This window comes from Pseudomonas sp. SLFW (assembly GCF_009905615.1).
GTDB lineage: Bacteria > Pseudomonadota > Gammaproteobacteria > Pseudomonadales > Pseudomonadaceae > Aquipseudomonas > Aquipseudomonas bambusae.
In genome coordinates, this window is the sequence record NZ_JAAAKW010000004.1 from 42599 (window position 1) to 59303 (window position 16705).

At 58.8% G+C, this 16705-nt stretch carries 15 protein-coding genes; 2 read left to right on the plus strand and 13 right to left on the minus strand.

The features are described from left to right. Nucleotides 1-260: 260 nt before the first annotated feature. The 10 genes from aceA to cspD form a co-directional block, all read right to left on the minus strand. On the minus strand, nt 261-1586 hold the full coding sequence (gene aceA, locus GVN17_RS08515) for an isocitrate lyase (RefSeq protein ID WP_166594808.1): 1326 nt from the start codon (nt 1584-1586) through the stop codon (nt 261-263). A gap of 482 nt (nt 1587-2068) precedes the next feature. Beyond that, entirely contained in the window at nt 2069-2857 is a 789-nt protein-coding gene (locus tag GVN17_RS08520; protein ID WP_166594809.1) for a secretin N-terminal domain-containing protein, read from the minus strand. Between the two features lie 169 nt (nt 2858-3026). Next, nucleotides 3027-3458: a GNAT family N-acetyltransferase gene (locus GVN17_RS08525; RefSeq protein ID WP_166594810.1), complete on the minus strand. Its 432-nt coding sequence runs from the start codon at nt 3456-3458 to the stop codon at nt 3027-3029. Then, the gene (locus tag GVN17_RS08530; protein WP_166594811.1) at nt 3451-4617 is read right to left on the minus strand and encodes a cupin domain-containing protein; all 1167 of its coding nucleotides are present in this window, start codon (nt 4615-4617) and stop codon (nt 3451-3453) included. The genes GVN17_RS08525 and GVN17_RS08530 overlap by 8 nt, the downstream gene beginning before the upstream one ends. A gap of 84 nt (nt 4618-4701) precedes the next feature. Next, a complete protein-coding gene (gene purB, locus GVN17_RS08535; protein WP_166594812.1) occupies nt 4702-6072 on the minus strand; it encodes an adenylosuccinate lyase in 1371 nt (456 codons plus the stop codon). Between the two features lie 132 nt (nt 6073-6204). Continuing rightward, nucleotides 6205-6825, minus strand: coding sequence for a high frequency lysogenization protein HflD (gene hflD, locus GVN17_RS08540; RefSeq protein WP_166594813.1), 621 nt, complete (start codon nt 6823-6825; stop codon nt 6205-6207). After that, nucleotides 6825-7955: a tRNA 2-thiouridine(34) synthase MnmA gene (gene mnmA / locus GVN17_RS08545; protein ID WP_166594814.1), complete on the minus strand. Its 1131-nt coding sequence runs from the start codon at nt 7953-7955 to the stop codon at nt 6825-6827. Before mnmA ends, hflD begins: the two co-directional genes overlap by 1 nt. 71 nt (nt 7956-8026) lie before the next feature. Then, nucleotides 8027-8467, minus strand: a complete 441-nt coding sequence (locus tag GVN17_RS08550; RefSeq protein WP_166594815.1) for an NUDIX hydrolase — start codon at nt 8465-8467, stop codon at nt 8027-8029. A gap of 310 nt (nt 8468-8777) precedes the next feature. Further along, nucleotides 8778-11003, minus strand: coding sequence for an NADP-dependent isocitrate dehydrogenase (locus GVN17_RS08555; protein ID WP_166594816.1), 2226 nt, complete (start codon nt 11001-11003; stop codon nt 8778-8780). Nucleotides 11004-11634: 631 nt separating this feature from the next. After that, nucleotides 11635-11898 carry a cold shock domain-containing protein CspD gene (cspD, locus tag GVN17_RS08560; protein ID WP_166594817.1) on the minus strand — a complete coding sequence of 88 codons (264 nt, stop codon included), beginning with the start codon at nt 11896-11898 and terminating at the stop codon, nt 11635-11637. A gap of 222 nt (nt 11899-12120) precedes the next feature. Between cspD and clpS the strand changes: the two genes are divergently transcribed. Further along, nucleotides 12121-12483, plus strand: a complete 363-nt coding sequence (gene clpS / locus GVN17_RS08565; RefSeq protein ID WP_166594818.1) for an ATP-dependent Clp protease adapter ClpS — start codon at nt 12121-12123, stop codon at nt 12481-12483. A 29-nt stretch (nt 12484-12512) separates the two neighbouring features. After that, nucleotides 12513-14783: an ATP-dependent Clp protease ATP-binding subunit ClpA gene (gene clpA / locus GVN17_RS08570; RefSeq protein WP_166594819.1), complete on the plus strand. Its 2271-nt coding sequence runs from the start codon at nt 12513-12515 to the stop codon at nt 14781-14783. A gap of 109 nt (nt 14784-14892) precedes the next feature. Here the strand turns inward: clpA and infA are convergent, their stop codons facing one another. The 3 genes from infA to aat all read right to left on the minus strand — a co-directional run bounded on the left by infA (nt 14893) and on the right by aat (nt 16657). Next, complete coding sequence (gene infA, locus GVN17_RS08575) at nt 14893-15111, minus strand: translation initiation factor IF-1 (RefSeq protein WP_002553999.1); 219 nt, start codon at nt 15109-15111, stop codon at nt 14893-14895. Between the two features lie 101 nt (nt 15112-15212). Then, the gene (locus tag GVN17_RS08580) at nt 15213-15920 is read right to left on the minus strand and encodes an arginyltransferase (protein ID WP_166594820.1); all 708 of its coding nucleotides are present in this window, start codon (nt 15918-15920) and stop codon (nt 15213-15215) included. A gap of 47 nt (nt 15921-15967) precedes the next feature. After that, nucleotides 15968-16657, minus strand: a complete 690-nt coding sequence (aat, locus tag GVN17_RS08585; protein ID WP_166594821.1) for a leucyl/phenylalanyl-tRNA--protein transferase — start codon at nt 16655-16657, stop codon at nt 15968-15970. Nucleotides 16658-16705 lie beyond the last annotated feature (48 nt).

Sequence of the window (16705 nt, forward strand, 5' to 3'; positions counted from 1 at the left end):
TGTAAACGGTAAAGAAAAAGCGAGGGGTTAAATGATAATTACTATCATTTGAAATTGCTTTTTGCATCTGTTCCCGTGAGCTGATGAAGTTGGCGTAACAGCTACCGTCAAATGACGAGCTAATAGGCGATCTTTCTTATTAACTTTTGCAGATCCATTCGTCATGTCTATCGACTGATGACCTACTACTTGAGTAGGAGATTAAATGCCCGCAAATGACAAAGGCCGCCCATGGGCGGCCTCTGCATGACGCGTTGAACTCAGTGGAACTGTTCTTCTTCGGTCGAGCCGGTCAGTGCGGTGACCGAGGACTGGCCGCCCTGAATTACGGTGGTCATGTCGTCGAAGTAGCCGGTGCCCACTTCCTGCTGGTGCGCCACGAAGGTGTAGCCTTTGGCAGCGTCAGCGAACTCCTGCTCTTGCAGCTTCACGTAGGCGGTCATGTCGTTGCGGGCGTAGTCGTGCGCCAGGTTGAACATGCTGTGCCACATGTTGTGGATGCCCGCCAGGGTAATGAACTGGTGCTTGTAGCCCATCGCCGACAGCTCGCGCTGGAATTTGGCGATGGTCGCGTCGTCCAGATTCTTCTTCCAGTTGAAGGAAGGCGAGCAGTTGTACGACAGCAGTTGATCCGGGTATTCCTTCTTGATCGCCTCGGCGAAACGACGGGCTTCGTCCAGGTCCGGTTTGGCGGTTTCGCACCAGATCAGGTCGGCATACGGCGCATACGCCAGACCGCGAGCGATGGCCTGATCCAGACCGGCGCGCACTTTGTAGAAGCCTTCCGGGGTACGGGTGCCGGTCACGAACGGCTTGTCGTACGGGTCGCAGTCCGAGGTCAGCAGGTCCGCCGCGTTGGCGTCGGTGCGGGCCAGGATGATGGTCGGAACGCCAGCGACGTCAGCCGCCAGGCGCGCAGCCACCAGCTTCTGCACGGCTTCCTGAGTCGGCACCAGCACCTTGCCGCCCATGTGGCCGCATTTCTTCACTGAGGCCAGTTGGTCTTCGAAGTGCACGCCTGCGGCGCCTACTTCGATCATGCTTTTCATCAGCTCGTAGGCGTTCAGTACGCCGCCGAAACCGGCTTCGGCGTCCGCCACGATCGGCGCGAAGTAGTCGATGTAACCTTCATCGCCCGGGTTCTTGCCGGCTTTCCATTGAATCTGGTCAGCGCGGCGGAACGAGTTATTGATGCGCTTGACCACGGTCGGCACCGAGTCCACCGGGTACAGCGACTGGTCGGGGTACATCGATTCGGCGGAGTTGTTGTCCGCGGCCACTTGCCAGCCGGACAGGTAGATCGCCTGGATACCGGCCTTCACTTGTTGCACGGCCTGACCGCCGGTCAGGGCTCCCATGCAGTTGACGAAGTCTTTGTCGGGACGGAAGGACGGTTTCGCGCCTTGGGTCACCAGGTTCCAGAGCTTTTCAGCGCCCAATTTGGCGAACGTGTGTTCTGGCTGGATCGAGCCACGCAGGCGGACGACGTCAGCAGCGGAGTAGGTGCGGGTCACGCCTTTCCAGCGTGGATTCTCGGCCCAGTCTTTCTCGATGGCTGCAATGTGTTGTTCGCGTGTCAGTGCCATGGGGTAAACCTCGTCGCTTGGTCTTGTGGGTCTAGAGGTGAAGCTCGTTGCTCTGTCAGCGCCTGAGGTTTCTTCAAGGCGCACTTTTGGGTGCTCACGAAATCGGAAAGCATGCGTTGCAATCGGGGTGTTTGTTCGCGATCACGGTGGTGAGGCGATGAAACGGCCTTTTGGGCTTAAAAGACGCGAATCGGCTCGATCTTGTTAAGTTCGGACGCGATTCTGCTGCGTTCTACAAAACCTTCTTTTCTGCGGGAGCGAGGCCATCATGCCTCGGCTTTTTTTCGTCGTCAAACGTTTTGTAGTGATATTTTTAGCGCACTACATCTTTCGTCTAATACGACTCATCAGTCAGTTTCGGGCTCGGAGGTGCTGGTACGGGGGAGTCGGCGGGAATACTGGGTGGTCACGGGAAACAGGCGAAATGTAGTGCTCTGAATGGCACTACATATTGAAGGAGGGAAAGGTGTCTCAGGAGGGGCTCAGTCGAGGCTGTCGACCTTCACGCGCAAGGTCATGTCGTCGCGGCCCTGGGTCGAATAGCGGCGGGTGACGCCCTGCTCGTCGGCGCGGGACTGGTCGCTGACCCCGGCGAGGGTGATCCATTCGCCCAATCGCCCGCTGACTTGCGTGTCTGTGCTCTGCACCTTGATCGCGTCGGCCTGTTGCTGGCTCATGCGGTCGTTGTTGGTGCTGATGTTCAGGTGAACGATGTCGCCAGTAATCGTGGCTGTCACGTAGAAGCCGCGGGTGACGTTGCGGTATTGGGTGTTGGTCTGTGCATAGCCGTATGAGTCGGTCTGCACATTGGTGATCGGAATGCTCTGACCAACCTGGATCAGTGCCGGGGTGCCTTCATTGGCCTGCACCTGTTGCACGCCGCCGTCACGACTGGCAGTGCCGTAATTAATGATCCGGGTTTTGCCGTCGGCACTGACGCGGCCATTTTGTGAGCGCACGGTGCCGTTGACCGAATAGCCCTGGTCGTTCTGGACGGTGTTGTCGCTGGTGTCGACGCTGATCATCAGGCGTTTCGGCGCGGTGTCGAGCTGAGACAGCAGGTCGCGCAGCTCGCCGATTTTCGCCGGTTCAGCATTCACGATCAGCTTATTGCCGTAGGCGTTCACGGTGCCTTCGTTGCCGAGAAAGGATTTCACGGTGGGCATCAGGTCGTCGCTGGTGCGGTAATTCAAGGGAATGACTTCGGTGGCGGCAACGGCTGTGAAGCTGCAAACCAACAGCACTGAAGCGAGCAGGGTGCGTAACGACATCGGTGTGATCTCCGCGAAGGGGGCGCATCAAAGCGTTGAGTGTGCCAGTTTGTCGGCCTGCACACGGCCAAATTGAATCGCAGACAGCAGAACGCCCCGGCGTCCTGGTCTCAGCATAGTCAGCCAAGGCGAGGGCGGCAGGGCGTTCAGTGTGCGCGAGATCGCCGGTTTAGCGCGAGCTGCGCACCATGTCCACGTGAGGCAGACCGGCTTCGAGGAACTCTTCACTCACCACGGTAAAGCCAAAACGCTCATAAAACGCCGTGGCGTACACCTGGGCGCTGAGTTTCTGCTCCTTGAGGTCGCGCTTTTCCGCTTCGGCAATGACGAAGTTGAGCAGCGCGTCGCCGACTTTCAGGCCGCGCCAGTCTTTAAGGACCGACAATCGCCCGATCTCGCCGTCTGGTAGCAGCCGGGCCGTGCCAATCGGGTAGTCGCCTTCCAGTGCCAGAAAATGCAGTGCGCCTGCGCCTGCGTCTTCGGCGTCCCACTCCAGTTCGGGCGGCACCGATTGCTCGGCGATGAACACAGCTTCGCGAATACGCCGGATGTCGGCGTTGTCTTTCTGCCAGTCGGCTACCCGTACGTGGATCTTATTCATCAGCAAACCCCAGACTTCCTTGTTTGACCAGCTCGCAGAGCAGGTTACGACCATCGTCATCTGCCAGCCATTGGCCCAGATTGTCGATATGCAGTGCATCGGCAGAGCAGACCAGTTTCAACAGCTCGCGCAGACGACCGGGCAGCAGACGGCTCTGGCCGCTGGCGAACAGCAGCAGGTCCTCGTCGACTTCGGACCACGCCAGGCGCGCGCTCGGGTTGCGAATCAGGATCGCGCCCTGTTCCATGCTGTCGAGCAGTTCAGCATCGTCCAGTTCCGGCCCGACCACCATTTCCGGGTAGCGTGGCTCGGTCATGAACTGGCCGAACCAAGTCAGCAGCAGGCGCTCGTCGCTCATGTGTTCGGCGAGCAGGGCCTTCAGGCGATCCAGCGCGTCGCGTTGAATTTCGTGCGGGTCGCTGACCGGTTGCGCGTCGGCGTCGGTGTAACGCTCTTCGTCCGACATGAACTGGCTGAGGAAGTCGGTGAAGTGGGTCAGCACTTCCGCCGCGCTCGGGGCGCGGAAACCGACCGAATAGGTGAGGCAGTCGTCGACGGCAACGCCCCAGTGAGCCAGGCGTGGCGGCAGGTACAGCATGTCGCCCGGTTCCAGCGTCCACTCATCGGTGCCCTGGAAGTCGGCGAGGATGCGCAGGTCGGCATGCTCAAGCAGCGGGGTGTCGGTGTCGCACATCTGGCCGATTTTCCAGTGACGCTTGCCATGGCCTTGTAGCAGAAACACGTCGTAGTTATCGAAGTGCGGGCCAACACTGCCCCCTGGCGCGGCGTAGCTGATCATCACGTCGTCAATGCGCCAGCTCGGCAGGAAGCGGAAATTGTCCAGCAGCTCGCCCACTTCAGGCACGAATTGATCGACGGCCTGAACCAGCAGGGTCCACTCGGTTTCCGGCAGCTTGCTGAACTCGTCCTCGGCGAACGGGCCGCGGCGCAGTTCCCATGGGCGAATGCCGTTCTCGATGATCAGGCGCGACTCGATCTCTTCTTCCAGGGCCAGGCCGGCCAGTTCGTCAGCGTCGATCGGGCTTTCGAAGTCCGGAATCGCCTGGCGGATCAGCAGGGGTTTTTTCTGCCAGTAATCGCGCAGGAACTCTCGCGCTGTAATGCCACCAAGCAGCTGAACAGGAATATCAGGATTCATGTGTAACCTATTGAAAAAACGTGTTTTTCAGACTGGAATAAAAACGCCCGGCTCAGCCGGGCGTTCAGAGCGTGTGCGGCTGGATCAGATACGCTTGGCTTGTGCCACGGCGTTGCCAATGTAGTTGGCCGGGGTGAGCTTTTTCAGCTCGGCCTTGGCTTCGGCAGGCATGTCCAGGCCGTCGATGAAAGTCTGCAACGCCTCTGGGCTGATGCCCTTTCCGCGTGTCAGCTCTTTCAGTTTTTCGTACGGGTTCTCGATGTCGTAGCGACGCATCACCGTCTGGATCGGCTCGGCCAGGACTTCCCAGCACGCGTCCAGATCAGCGGCGATCTTCTGCTCGTTCAGCTCCAGCTTGCCGATGCCCTTGAGACTGGCTTCGTAGGCAATCACGCTGTGAGCGAAGCCCACACCGAGGTTGCGCAGGACGGTGGAGTCGGTCAGGTCGCGCTGCCAGCGGGAAATCGGCAGCTTGCTCGCCAGGTGCTGGAACAGCGCGTTGGCGATGCCCAGGTTGCCTTCGGAGTTTTCGAAGTCGATCGGGTTGACCTTGTGCGGCATGGTCGACGAGCCGATTTCGCCTGCGACGGTCTTCTGCTTGAAGTAACCGAGGGAGATGTAGCCCCAGATGTCGCGGTCGAAGTCGATCAGAATGGTGTTGTAGCGCGCGATGGCGTCGAACAGCTCGGCGATGTAGTCGTGCGGTTCGATCTGCGTGGTGTACGGGTTGAAACCCAGACCCAGCTCGCCTTCGATAAAGGCGCGCGCGTTGGCTTCCCAGTCGATGTCCGGGTAGGCGGACAGGTGCGCGTTGTAGTTGCCGACGGCGCCGTTGATCTTGCCCAGCAGCGGAACGGCGGCGACTTGAGCGATCTGACGCTCCAGGCGGTAGACGACGTTCGCCAGCTCTTTGCCGAGGGTGGTCGGCGAGGCAGGCTGGCCGTGGGTGCGCGACAGCATCGGCACGGCGGCGAAACGGATCGCCAGCTCGCGGATCGACTCGGCGATCTGACGCATCAGCGGCAGCAGCACGGTGTCACGGCCTTCGCGCAGCATCAGCGCGTGGGACAGGTTGTTGATGTCCTCGCTGGTGCAGGCGAAGTGAATGAATTCGCTGACCTTGGCCAGCTCCGGCAATTTGGCCGCCTGCTCTTTAAGCAGGTATTCGATCGCCTTGACGTCGTGGTTGGTGGTGCGCTCGATTTCTTTCACGCGCTCGGCGTGTTCGAGGGCGAAGTCATCGGCCAGCGCATCGAGGATGGCATTGGCTTCGGCGGAAAACGCCGGGACTTCAGGGATTTGCGGGTGTGCCGCCAGGCGCTGGAGCCAGCGAACCTCGACGAGGGCGCGGAAACGGATCAGGCCGTATTCGCTGAATATAGGGCGCAGGGCCTGGGTTTTGCCGGCGTAGCGGCCGTCTACAGGGGAAACCGCAGTGAGCGAAGAAAGCTGCATGGGGTGCTCTCGGACAGTCGGGCAACGAAATGGGGCGCGTATCATACATGAAAATTCGGGTCAGCCGAGGCCGACTGACCGAGATGGATCGCGCCGTGTGTGCGTAACGGGCTGTTTCCAGGTGCGCGGCGATCAGCCGTGCATCAGCGGATACAGTTCTTTCAATAACTTGCGACGGCTGATGACCAGTTGCCAGCGGTGACCGCCCACTTGTCGCCAAAGCCGTGCGCAGCGAATCCCGGCCAGCAGCAGGGCGCGGATTTTCGAGGCGTTGTTGGGTTGTTGCAGGTTGCGCATGTCGCCGTGGACCTGAATCCGCTGGCGCAGGGTGCTCAGGGTGTCCTGATACAGCGCGCCGCTGGCGGCGATCACGTTCTCGTGAACGATGCCGAAATGCTCCACTTGCGACTGGATCTGAGGCAGGCGTTTGCCGATGGTTTCCAGCATGTCGTCGCGCTTGGATAACTGACGTTCCAGGCCGAGCATGGCCAGTGCGTAACGTAATGGCTCCCGTTGCAATGTGCCCGGGTCGCGTTCAAGAGCGCTGGCGAGGGCGCGATAACCTTCGCGCAGGTTCAGATCGTCCCCGCCGAACACCTCCAGTGTGTCCTTGGGGTCCATCACCAGCAGACCGCCCAGCAGGCAGCCCACGGCGGTTTCGCTGGCCTGACCGGTCCTGGCGATGCGGTCCACCAGCACGGCGGCCTGAAACACGCCGCCCAATGCGGTGAGTTGCTCTTGAATCGGACTCATCAACGAGGGTCCTTGCTGTGCCAGGGTTCGGCGATTTCAATGACGCCACCGCCGAGACAGATTTCGCCGTCGTAGAAGACCACGGACTGGCCCGGCGTCACGGCGCGTTGCGGCTCGTCGAACGTGGCGCGGTAGCCGGTGGCGGTGCGTTCCAGGGTGCAGTGTTGATCGCCCTGGCGGTAACGGACCTTGGCGGTTAACTGGCGTGGTGTGCTGAGGTCGATCGGGTTGACCCAGTAGATTTCCGAAGCGAGCAGGGCGCGGGAGAACAGCCATGGGTGCTCGTTGCCCTGGCCGACGATCAATTCGTTGTTCACCAGGTCCTTTTCCAGCACATACCACGGCTCGTCGCCCGCGTCTTTCAGGCCGCCGATGCCCAGGCCCTGACGCTGACCGATGGTGTGGTACATCAGGCCAGCGTGGCGCCCGATGACGTCGCCTTCGGTGGTCTTGATCTCGCCCGGTTGAGCGGGCAGGTACTGCTTCAGGAAGTCAGTGAAGCGGCGCTCGCCGATGAAGCAGATGCCGGTGGAATCCTTTTTCTTGGCGGTGGCCAGTTCGTACTTCTCGGCGATGGCACGGACTTCCGGCTTTTCCAGTTCGCCAACGGGGAACAGGGTCTTCGCGATCTGTTCGCCCGCGACGGCGTGCAAGAAGTAGCTCTGGTCCTTGTTGGGGTCCAGGCCCTTGAGCAGCTCGGTGCGGCCATCGATGTCGCGACGCCGCACGTAGTGTCCGGTGGCGATCAGGTCGGCGCCGAGCATGAAGGCGTAATCGAGAAACGCTTTGAACTTGATCTCGCGGTTGCACAGGATGTCCGGGTTCGGCGTGCGACCGGCCTTGTACTCTTCAAGGAAGTGCTCGAAGACGTTATCCCAGTACTCGGCGGCGAAGTTCACTGTGTGCAGCTTGATACCGATTCGGTCGCACACGGCCTGGGCGTCCGCGAGGTCGTCCATGGCGGTGCAGTATTCCGTTCCGTCGTCTTCTTCCCAGTTCTTCATGAACAGGCCTTCCACCTGATACCCCTGCTCCATGAGCAGAAGGGCGGAGACCGAAGAATCCACGCCGCCGGACATGCCGACAATGACGCGCTTCTTTTCTGTATTGGAAAAGGCTGAATCAGACATAGGGGTTTCGATGGGTAGCTTGGAAAAGGACGCGATTCTAGCAGGGAGTCGGCGCCAAGGCTAAAAGCTATTCAATTGCGCACAACATCGAGGCTGTGTAGGGGGCCTGCGAGGTAGTCGTCGAGGCAGTCCAGCACCAGATGACTGCGCCAGCGGTCGGGCTGATGGGCCAGCTCGTCGCGGGTCAGCCACGGGGCGCCGACGATGCCGGTGTCCAGCTCGCGCCCCGGATGATGCTTGATCGGTTTGGCGGCGAAGCACACGCGCTGGTAGGTCACGCCGTTGCTGGGCGCGGTGTACAGATAAATGCCGACCACGCCGGTCAGCTCGACCTCCCAGCCGGTTTCTTCCAGGGTTTCGCGGATCGCAGCTTCGCGCAGCGTTTCGTCCGGTTCCAGATGCCCGGCAGGTTGATTGAGGACAAGCTTGTCGTTTTTCAGTTCTTCGACGAACAGGAAGCGACCGTTGTCTTCGACAATGGTGGCGACAGTGATGTGGGGTTGCCAGGTCATGTAAAGGGCTCTCTGAGGTGGGGCAGATGACCGATGGCAAGGAACTGCACATTCCCTGTGGGAGCGAATTCATTCGCGAGAAATATTACAGCCGATGGAGATTTATCGGCTAGTAACGCCTTTTCGCGAATGAATTCGCTCCCACAGATCGTGTTGCCAAGCCAAATGAGATGTTTGCCGCCACAAGCGGGTGCCGATATGTGGCTGCGAACAGTGGATGACCTCTGTGTCGCCTGAAAAAGAAAACCCCGGCGCATGGCCGGGGTTTTCAAGTTGCGTTCGACGGCCTGAACCGCCGATCCGGCAAGCCTTACTTTAGCGCGTTGATCGCGTCGTTCAAGGTCTTGCTTGGACGCATGGCTTTGCTGGCCAGTTCCGGCGTGGCGAAGTAGTAGCCGCCGATGTCCAGAGGCTTGCCCTGTACGCCGTTCAGCTCGGCGACGATGGTCGCTTCGTTGTCGGTCAGGGTTTTAGCCAGCTGGGTGAACTTGGCTTGCAGCTCTTTATCTTCGGTCTGAGCGGCCAGGGCCTGAGCCCAGTAGGTCGCCAGGTAGAAGTGGCTACCGCGGTTGTCGATACCGCCCACCTTGCGCGATGGCGACTTGTTGTTGTCCAGGAACTGGCCGGTGGCCTTGTCCAGGGCAGTGGCAAGTACCAGCGCTTTCGGGTTGTTGTAGACGTTGCCCAGATGCTCCAAGGAAGCCGCCAGTGCCAGGAATTCGCCCAGCGAGTCCCAACGCAGGAAGTTCTCTTCGTTCAGCTGTTGAACGTGCTTCGGTGCCGAACCGCCAGCGCCGGTTTCGAACAGACCGCCGCCATTCATCAGCGGTACGATCGACAGCATCTTGGCACTGGTGCCCAGTTCCATGATCGGGAAAAGGTCGGTCAGGTAGTCACGCAGCACGTTACCGGTGACCGAGATGGTGTCCTTGCCAGCGCGGATGCGCTCCAGGGAAACCTTCATCGCGTCGACTGGCGACTTGATGGTGATGTCCAGGCCAGTGGTGTCGTGGTCTTTCAGGTACTTCTCGACCTTCTTGATCATCACGGCGTCGTGGGCACGCTGTGGGTCCAGCCAGAAAATGGCCGGGGTGTTGCTCAGGCGCGAACGGTTGACGGCCAGTTTGACCCAGTCCTGGATCGGCGCGTTTTTGGTCTGGCACATGCGGAAGATGTCGCCCGCTTCAACGTTCTGCTCCATCAACACCTGACCTTTGTCGTCGGTGACGCGAACCACGCCGTCAGCTTCGATCTGGAAGGTCTTGTTGTGAGAGCCGTATTCTTCGGCTTTCTGAGCCATCAGGCCAACGTTCGGTACGCTGCCCATGGTGGTCGGATCGAAGGCGCCGTGTTTCTTGCAGTCTTCGATGACAGCCTGATAGATGGTGGCGTAGCAACGATCCGGGATCACGGCCTTGGTGTCCTGCAGGACGCCGTCGTTGTTCCACATCTTGCCGGAATCACGAATCATCGCAGGCATCGAAGCGTCGACGATGACGTCGCTCGGCACGTGCAGGTTGGTGATGCCTTTGTCGGAGTTGACCATTGCCAGAGGAGGGCGGGTCGCGTACACGGCTTTGACGTCCGCTTCGATCTGCGCCTGCTGGTCAGCGGGCAGATCCTTGATGCGGGCGTACAGGTCGCCGATGCCGTTGTGCAGGTTGAAACCGATTTCTTTCAGGACTTCAGCGTGCTTCTTCAGCGCGTCCTGGTAGTACTCGGCCACGAACTCGCCGAACATGATCGGGTCGGAGACCTTCATCATGGTGGCTTTCAAGTGAACGGAGAACAGCACGCCCAGCTTCTTGGCGTCTTCGATTTCCTTGGCCACGAATGCGCGCAGGGCTTTTTTGCTCATGACGGCGCAGTCGATGATTTCAGCGGCCAGGACCGGTGTCTTTTCTTTCAGAACGGTGTTCTTGCCGTCCTTGCCGATCAGTTCGATCTTCACGGAGCCGGCGTTTTCGATCAGCGCGGATTTCTCGCTGCCGTAGAAGTCGCCGCTGTCCATGTGGGCAACGTGGGACTTGGAGTCTGCAGCCCAGGCGCCCATCTTGTGCGGGTGCTTGCGCGCGTAGTTCTTGACCGAGAGCGGTGCGCGGCGATCGGAGTTACCTTCACGCAGAACCGGGTTCACGGCGCTGCCTTTTACCTTGTCGTAACCGGCCTGAGCGACTTTGTCGGCTTCGGTGACAACTTCGTCCGGGTAGTTCGGGACGTTGTAGCCCTTGGCTTGCAGTTCCTTGATCGCGGCCTTCAGTTGTGGAACCGAGGCGCTGATGTTCGGCAGCTTGATGATGTTGGCTTCCGGCGTGGTCGCCAGTTCACCCAGCTCTGCCAGATCGTCGGAAACCTTCTTGTCGCCCAGCTGCTCAGGGAAGCTGGCAAGGATACGGGCTGCAAGGGAGATGTCGCGAGTCTCGACGGCGATGTCAGCGGAAGCGGTGAACGCTTCGATGATCGGCAGCAGTGAGTAGGTGGCGAGGGCAGGAGCTTCGTCGGTGAAGGTATAGATGATCTTCGAGCGGTTGGACATTTTCGGGATAACTCTCTTCTTTGCTGAGCGTACACAAAATTTCGAGATGCGCAGGGTAGGCACTTTCGCCCAAGGAAACGATGAGCCGAAAGTCGAGAATTTCGTCGCGTGATATGGGGTTCATCAATCGAGCGTCAAGCGGCCGAATGCGGGTTGAGCGTTCGGCCTCGGAGGGCTGAAAGTCGCGTTTCAGATGGCTCGGCCCCCAATGACCCTATGGTCACCGGCGGCGAGTATACCACCGGTCCCGGCCATTAATACGATAGTAGTGTGAACGCTTGACGCTCGCGTTGATCGGTTCAGCCTCCCGGTTGCCACCGCAGAAATTCCGCAAAACCTTGAAGCCCGCGTCTCACGGGGTCTGCGGCAGACTGTCGCAGTCGTTGAAGCGTAGTGAAGGCTTCGTGAATCGCAAGCCGGTTTTCGACTAAAGGAGCATTGGATGCCGGGGGAGGGTATCAGCGATCCCGCACACAAGCTCAAGAGCGGTAGCGGGTCAGGGCCAGTTTGCTGTCTTTGCAGGCCTGCGTTGCCTCTATAGATAGAAAACCACGGTGACGACGCATAAAAAAACCGGTCAGCCCAATGAAGGGCTGGCCGGTTTTAGAGTCTCGCGCTTGAACGGTCCGGCTCAGGCGTGATCCTTGCTGTGTTCGTGTTGCGTGGTAGGAGCGTGAACGGGATCTTTGGTCGCTGCGGCGCTGATCTGTACCGCGTGCAGACCTTTGGGGCCCTGGATGATCTCAAAGTTGACCGGCTGACCGGCCTTGAGCGTCTTGTAGCCGTCCATTTTGATCGCCGAGTAGTGGGCGAACAGGTCCTCGGACTTGCCGTCTTCAACGATGAAGCCATACCCCTTGGCGTTGTTAAACCACTTGACCTTACCGCTTAGCATAGTCACATCCCTCTGCAAAGGACTCCGATGGGAGTATCATCACCTCTCATCCGCCGGACCTAAAAAATTTTGGTTGACTGCGCGGACCCTTTTTACCCAATGTGGGTTCTATTGTTTGTAACACCGATTAGCCGATAGTCAAGGTCATGTGGCGGTCCAATCGATAATGTGCATGATCATGACCAATCTATTTAATTTCGTCCCCTACGAACGTCCTTTACCATGCATGCAATGAGCAAGATTCGACTAACATTCAATCAGGATGACCCGCAGTCCCATGAGGACGAAGCGGCGGGCATCGCGGTGCAGGAAGCCAAGCCGACATTGCAGGTGCCACCGATGTACAAGGTGGTTTTGTTCAACGATGACTACACCCCCATGGATTTCGTTGTTGAAGTGCTGGAGGTGTTCTTCAATCTGAATCGTGAGCTGGCGACCAAGGTCATGCTGGCCGTCCATACAGAGGGACGGGCAGTATGTGGATTGTTTACCCGCGACATCGCCGAGACCAAGGCAATGCAGGTCAACCAATACGCCAGGGAAAGCCAGCATCCGCTACTCTGTGAGATCGAGAAGGACGGTTAACGCCGGACACTTGGGTAAGAGGTGAAGCTATGTTAAACCGTGAGCTCGAAGTCACCCTCAATTTGGCTTTCAAGGAGGCCCGCTCCAAACGTCATGAATTCATGACCGTCGAGCACCTTCTGTTGGCCCTATTGGACAATGAGGCTGCCGCCACTGTTCTCCGTGCCTGCGGCGCGAACCTCGACAAACTCAAACACGACCTTCAGGAGTTCATCGACTCCACGACGCCGTTGATCCCCGTTCATGATGAGGATCGCGAGACGCAACCGACTTTGGGCTTCCAGCGTGTGCTTCAACGTGCGGTTTTCCATGTGCAGAGTTCCGGCAAGCGTGAAGTCACTGGCGCCAACGTGCTGGTGGCGATTTTCAGCGAGCAGGAAAGTCAGGCGGTATTTCTGCTGAAACAGCAGAGCGTTGCCCGTATCGATGTCGTCAACTATATCGCTCATGGCATTTCCAAAGTGCCTGGGCATGGCGATCACTCTGAAGGTGAGCAAGATATGCAGGATGATGAGGGCGGTGAGTCTTCTTCTTCGGGCAATCCTCTGGATGCCTATGCCAGCAATCTGAATGAATTGGCCCGTCAAGGCCGCATCGATCCCCTTGTCGGCCGTGAGCTGGAAGTCGAGCGTGTTGCTCAGATTCTCGCGCGCCGTCGCAAGAACAACCCGTTGCTGGTCGGTGAGGCCGGTGTCGGCAAGACGGCCATCGCCGAAGGCCTCGCTAAGCGCATCGTCGACAATCAGGTACCCGATTTGCTGGCGAACAGCGTCGTTTACTCCCTGGACCTCGGTGCCTTGCTGGCCGGTACCAAATACCGTGGTGACTTCGAGAAGCGCTTCAAGGCGTTACTCGGTGAGCTGAAAAAACGCCCGCATGCCATCCTGTTCATCGACGAAATCCACACCATCATTGGTGCCGGTGCTGCGTCGGGCGGCGTGATGGACGCCTCCAACCTGCTCAAGCCGCTGCTGTCTTCGGGTGATATCCGTTGCATCGGTTCGACCACGTTCCAGGAATTCCGCGGCATCTTCGAAAAAGACCGTGCGCTTGCCCGTCGCTTCCAGAAAGTCGACGTCTCCGAGCCGTCGGTCGAAGACACCATCGGTATTTTGCGTGGCCTGAAAGGTCGTTTCGAGCAACACCACAACATCGAATACAGCGATGAAGCCCTGCGCGCCGCTGCTGAACTGGCGTCGCGCTACATCAATGACCGTCACATGCCCGACAAGGCGATTGACGTCATCGACGAGGCGGGTGCCTATCAGCGTCTGCAGCCGGTCGAGTCTCGGGTCAAGCGCATCGAAGTGCCGCAGGTGGAAGACATCGTTGCAAAAATCGCGCGGATTCCGCCCAAGCACGTCAACAGTTCCGACAAGGAACTGCTGCGTAACCTCGAACGCGATCTGAAACTGACCGTCTTCGGTCAGGATGCAGCCATTGATTCGCTGTCCACGGCGATCAAGCTGTCCCGTGCCGGTCTCAAGTCGCCTGACAAGCCTGTCGGTTCGTTCCTGTTCGCAGGCCCGACCGGTGTGGGTAAAACCGAGGCGGCGCGTCAGCTGGCCAAGGCGTTGGGGATCGAGCTGGTTCGTTTCGACATGTCCGAGTACATGGAGCGCCACACCGTTTCGCGTCTGATCGGTGCGCCTCCGGGGTATGTCGGGTTCGATCAAGGCGGTTTGCTGACCGAAGCCATCACCAAACAGCCACATTGCGTGTTGTTGCTCGATGAGATCGAAAAGGCGCATCCGGAAGTCTTCAACCTGCTGCTGCAGGTGATGGACCACGGTACGCTGACTGACAACAACGGTCGCAAAGCGGACTTCCGCAACGTGATTGTGATCATGACCACCAACGCCGGTGCTGAAACCGCGGCGCGTGCTTCGATTGGCTTCACCCATCAGGATCACTCGTCTGATGCGATGGAAGTCATCAAGAAGAGCTTCACGCCGGAATTCCGCAACCGTCTGGACACCATCATCCAATTTGGTCGCCTCAGCCATGAGGTCATCAAAAGCGTGGTGGACAAGTTCCTCACCGAACTTCAGGCGCAGCTGGAAGACAAGCGGGTTCTGCTGGAAGTCACCGACGCTGCCAGAAGTTACCTGGCCGAAGGTGGCTACGACGCGGCAATGGGCGCTCGCCCAATGGCACGTCTGATTCAGGACAAGATCAAGCGTCCACTGGCCGAGGAAATCCTCTTCGGCGAGTTGTCCGAGCATGGCGGTGTGGTTCACATCGACTTCAAGGATGGTGAGATCACGTTCGATTACGAAACCACGGCGGAAATGGCCTGACGTTTCAACCCCTGCACAGCAAAAAGGCGCCGATTGGCGCCTTTTTGCTGTCTTGAGTCGCACCAACAAAAACGCCCGGTCATAAGCCGGGCGTTTTTGTGTGGACCTGTTAGCGGGCGCGGTAGGTGATGCGCCCTTTGCTCAGGTCATACGGCGTCAGTTCAACGCGGACCTTGTCGCCGGTCAGAATACGAATGTAGTTCTTGCGCATCTTGCCGGAGATGTGCGCGGTTACGACGTGCCCATTTTCCAACTCCACACGGAACATGGTGTTGGGCAGGGTGTCGACGACAGTGCCTTCCATTTCGAAGCTGTCTTCTTTCGACATGCAGTAAAGCCCTCGGTATCCAATGAATGGCCCGGTGCAAACGGCAGCCAGGCAAAAGCGGGCTGCATTGTGCCCGAAAAGTGAGGGGCAAGCCAAGGGATTCAGTAAAGAGTGACCCATCTTTGATTGGTCAGCAGCTCGATAGGGCGATATTGCGTCTTGTAATTCATCTTTTTGCAGTTCTTGATCCAGTAACCGAGGTACACCGCATGCAGCTGCAGACGCGCCGCTTCGGCGATTTGCCAGAGAATGGCGAAGCGTCCCAGGCTTCGGCGCTCCTCGGAAGGTTCGTAGAACGTGTAAACGGCAGACAGGCCATTCGGCAGCAAGTCGGTGACGGCCACGGCGAGCAGCCGACCTTCCAGACGGAATTCGTAAAACCGGGAGAAAGGCAGGTCGCGCACCAGGAAGGTCGAAAACTGATCGCGGCTGGGCGGGTACATGTCGCCGTCCGCGTGGCGCTGCTCGATGTAGCGCTGGTAAAGGTCGAAATACTCTTCACTGAAATGCGGCTTTGTACTGATAACTTCGATGTCTGCGTTGCGCTTGAGGATGCGCTTTTGCTGACGATCGGGCACGAACAGCCCGACAGGAATGCGCGCAGGCACGCACGCGCTGCAATTCTGGCAGTGCGGTCGATAGAGATGGTCGCCACTGCGGCGAAAGCCCATGTCGGAAAGGTCGGCATAGACCTGCACGTCCATCGGCTGGCTGGGATCGAGGAACAGCGTTGTGGCTTGTTCTTCGGGCAGGTAGCTGCAGGAGTGGGGTTGAGTGGCATAAAACTTAAGCCGCGCCAGCTCGGTCATGATCAACCCTCGGAAAAAACTTTAGTTAAGAGTGTATGCCAGCCGACTCAAACTCGCCTAGGTAGCCAGTCGGCGGAATGCGTCAGATCGAGGTGTTTGTTCAGGTAGTCGGCGAAGGTTCGTCGTGGGATTGGCCGGGCGCCGAAGCTTTGCAGGTGTTGTGTCGGCATTTGACAATCGATCAGCACGAAACCCCATGCCTTGAGATGTTCAACCAGGGTGGCGAAACCGACCTTGGAGGCATTGTCGGCGCGGCTGAACATCGACTCGCCGAAAAACAGCTGACCCATCGCCAGGCCGTACAAACCGCCGACCAGCTCACCGTTTTCACGCACTTCAACGCTGTGAGCGAATCCGCGAGCATGCAGCTCGACGTAAGCCGCTTGCATGGAACCGGTGATCCAGGTTTCGTGGGTGTAGGCCCGTGGCCCCGCGCAGGCGCGGATGACGGCCTCAAAGTCCTGATCGAATGTCACCTGATAACGTCCTTGTCGCAGCACTTTTGCCAGGCTTCGGGAGACGTGCAGCTCGTCGGGAAACAAGACGGTGCGCGGATCGGGCGACCACCAGAGGATCGGCTGGCCCTGCTGGTACCACGGAAAACAGCCATGCCGGTAGGCCTGAATCAGTCGATCGGCAGACAGATCCCCACCGCCTGCGAGCAACCCGTTGGGTTCACGCATGGCTTTTTCCAGCGGTGGAAAATCAAGGGTGTCGCGTTGTAACCAAGTCAGCATAGCGTTCCGCTTTGGCGAGAGGGGAGGGGAGTGCGCGGGCCCGTGCAA

Coding starts and splice junctions, on each gene's coding strand:
- cspD (WP_166594817.1), bottom strand. CDS start 11,898: ATGCTAAGCGGTAAGGTCAAGTGGTTTAACAACGCCAAGGGGTATGGC.
- GVN17_RS08525 (WP_166594810.1), bottom strand. CDS start 3,458: ATGAATAAGATCCACGTACGGGTAGCCGACTGGCAGAAAGACAACGCC.
- GVN17_RS08580 (WP_166594820.1), bottom strand. CDS start 15,920: ATGACCGAGCTGGCGCGGCTTAAGTTTTATGCCACTCAACCCCACTCC.
- GVN17_RS08520 (WP_166594809.1), bottom strand. CDS start 2,857: ATGTCGTTACGCACCCTGCTCGCTTCAGTGCTGTTGGTTTGCAGCTTC.
- mnmA (WP_166594814.1), bottom strand. CDS start 7,955: ATGTCTGATTCAGCCTTTTCCAATACAGAAAAGAAGCGCGTCATTGTC.
- clpS (WP_166594818.1), top strand. CDS start 12,121: ATGCATGCAATGAGCAAGATTCGACTAACATTCAATCAGGATGACCCG.
- purB (WP_166594812.1), bottom strand. CDS start 6,072: ATGCAGCTTTCTTCGCTCACTGCGGTTTCCCCTGTAGACGGCCGCTAC.
- infA (WP_002553999.1), bottom strand. CDS start 15,111: ATGTCGAAAGAAGACAGCTTCGAAATGGAAGGCACTGTCGTCGACACC.
- GVN17_RS08550 (WP_166594815.1), bottom strand. CDS start 8,467: ATGACCTGGCAACCCCACATCACTGTCGCCACCATTGTCGAAGACAAC.
- GVN17_RS08555 (WP_166594816.1), bottom strand. CDS start 11,003: ATGTCCAACCGCTCGAAGATCATCTATACCTTCACCGACGAAGCTCCT.
- GVN17_RS08530 (WP_166594811.1), bottom strand. CDS start 4,617: ATGAATCCTGATATTCCTGTTCAGCTGCTTGGTGGCATTACAGCGCGA.
- aceA (WP_166594808.1), bottom strand. CDS start 1,586: ATGGCACTGACACGCGAACAACACATTGCAGCCATCGAGAAAGACTGG.
- hflD (WP_166594813.1), bottom strand. CDS start 6,825: ATGAGTCCGATTCAAGAGCAACTCACCGCATTGGGCGGCGTGTTTCAG.
- clpA (WP_166594819.1), top strand. CDS start 12,513: ATGTTAAACCGTGAGCTCGAAGTCACCCTCAATTTGGCTTTCAAGGAG.
- aat (WP_166594821.1), bottom strand. CDS start 16,657: ATGCTGACTTGGTTACAACGCGACACCCTTGATTTTCCACCGCTGGAA.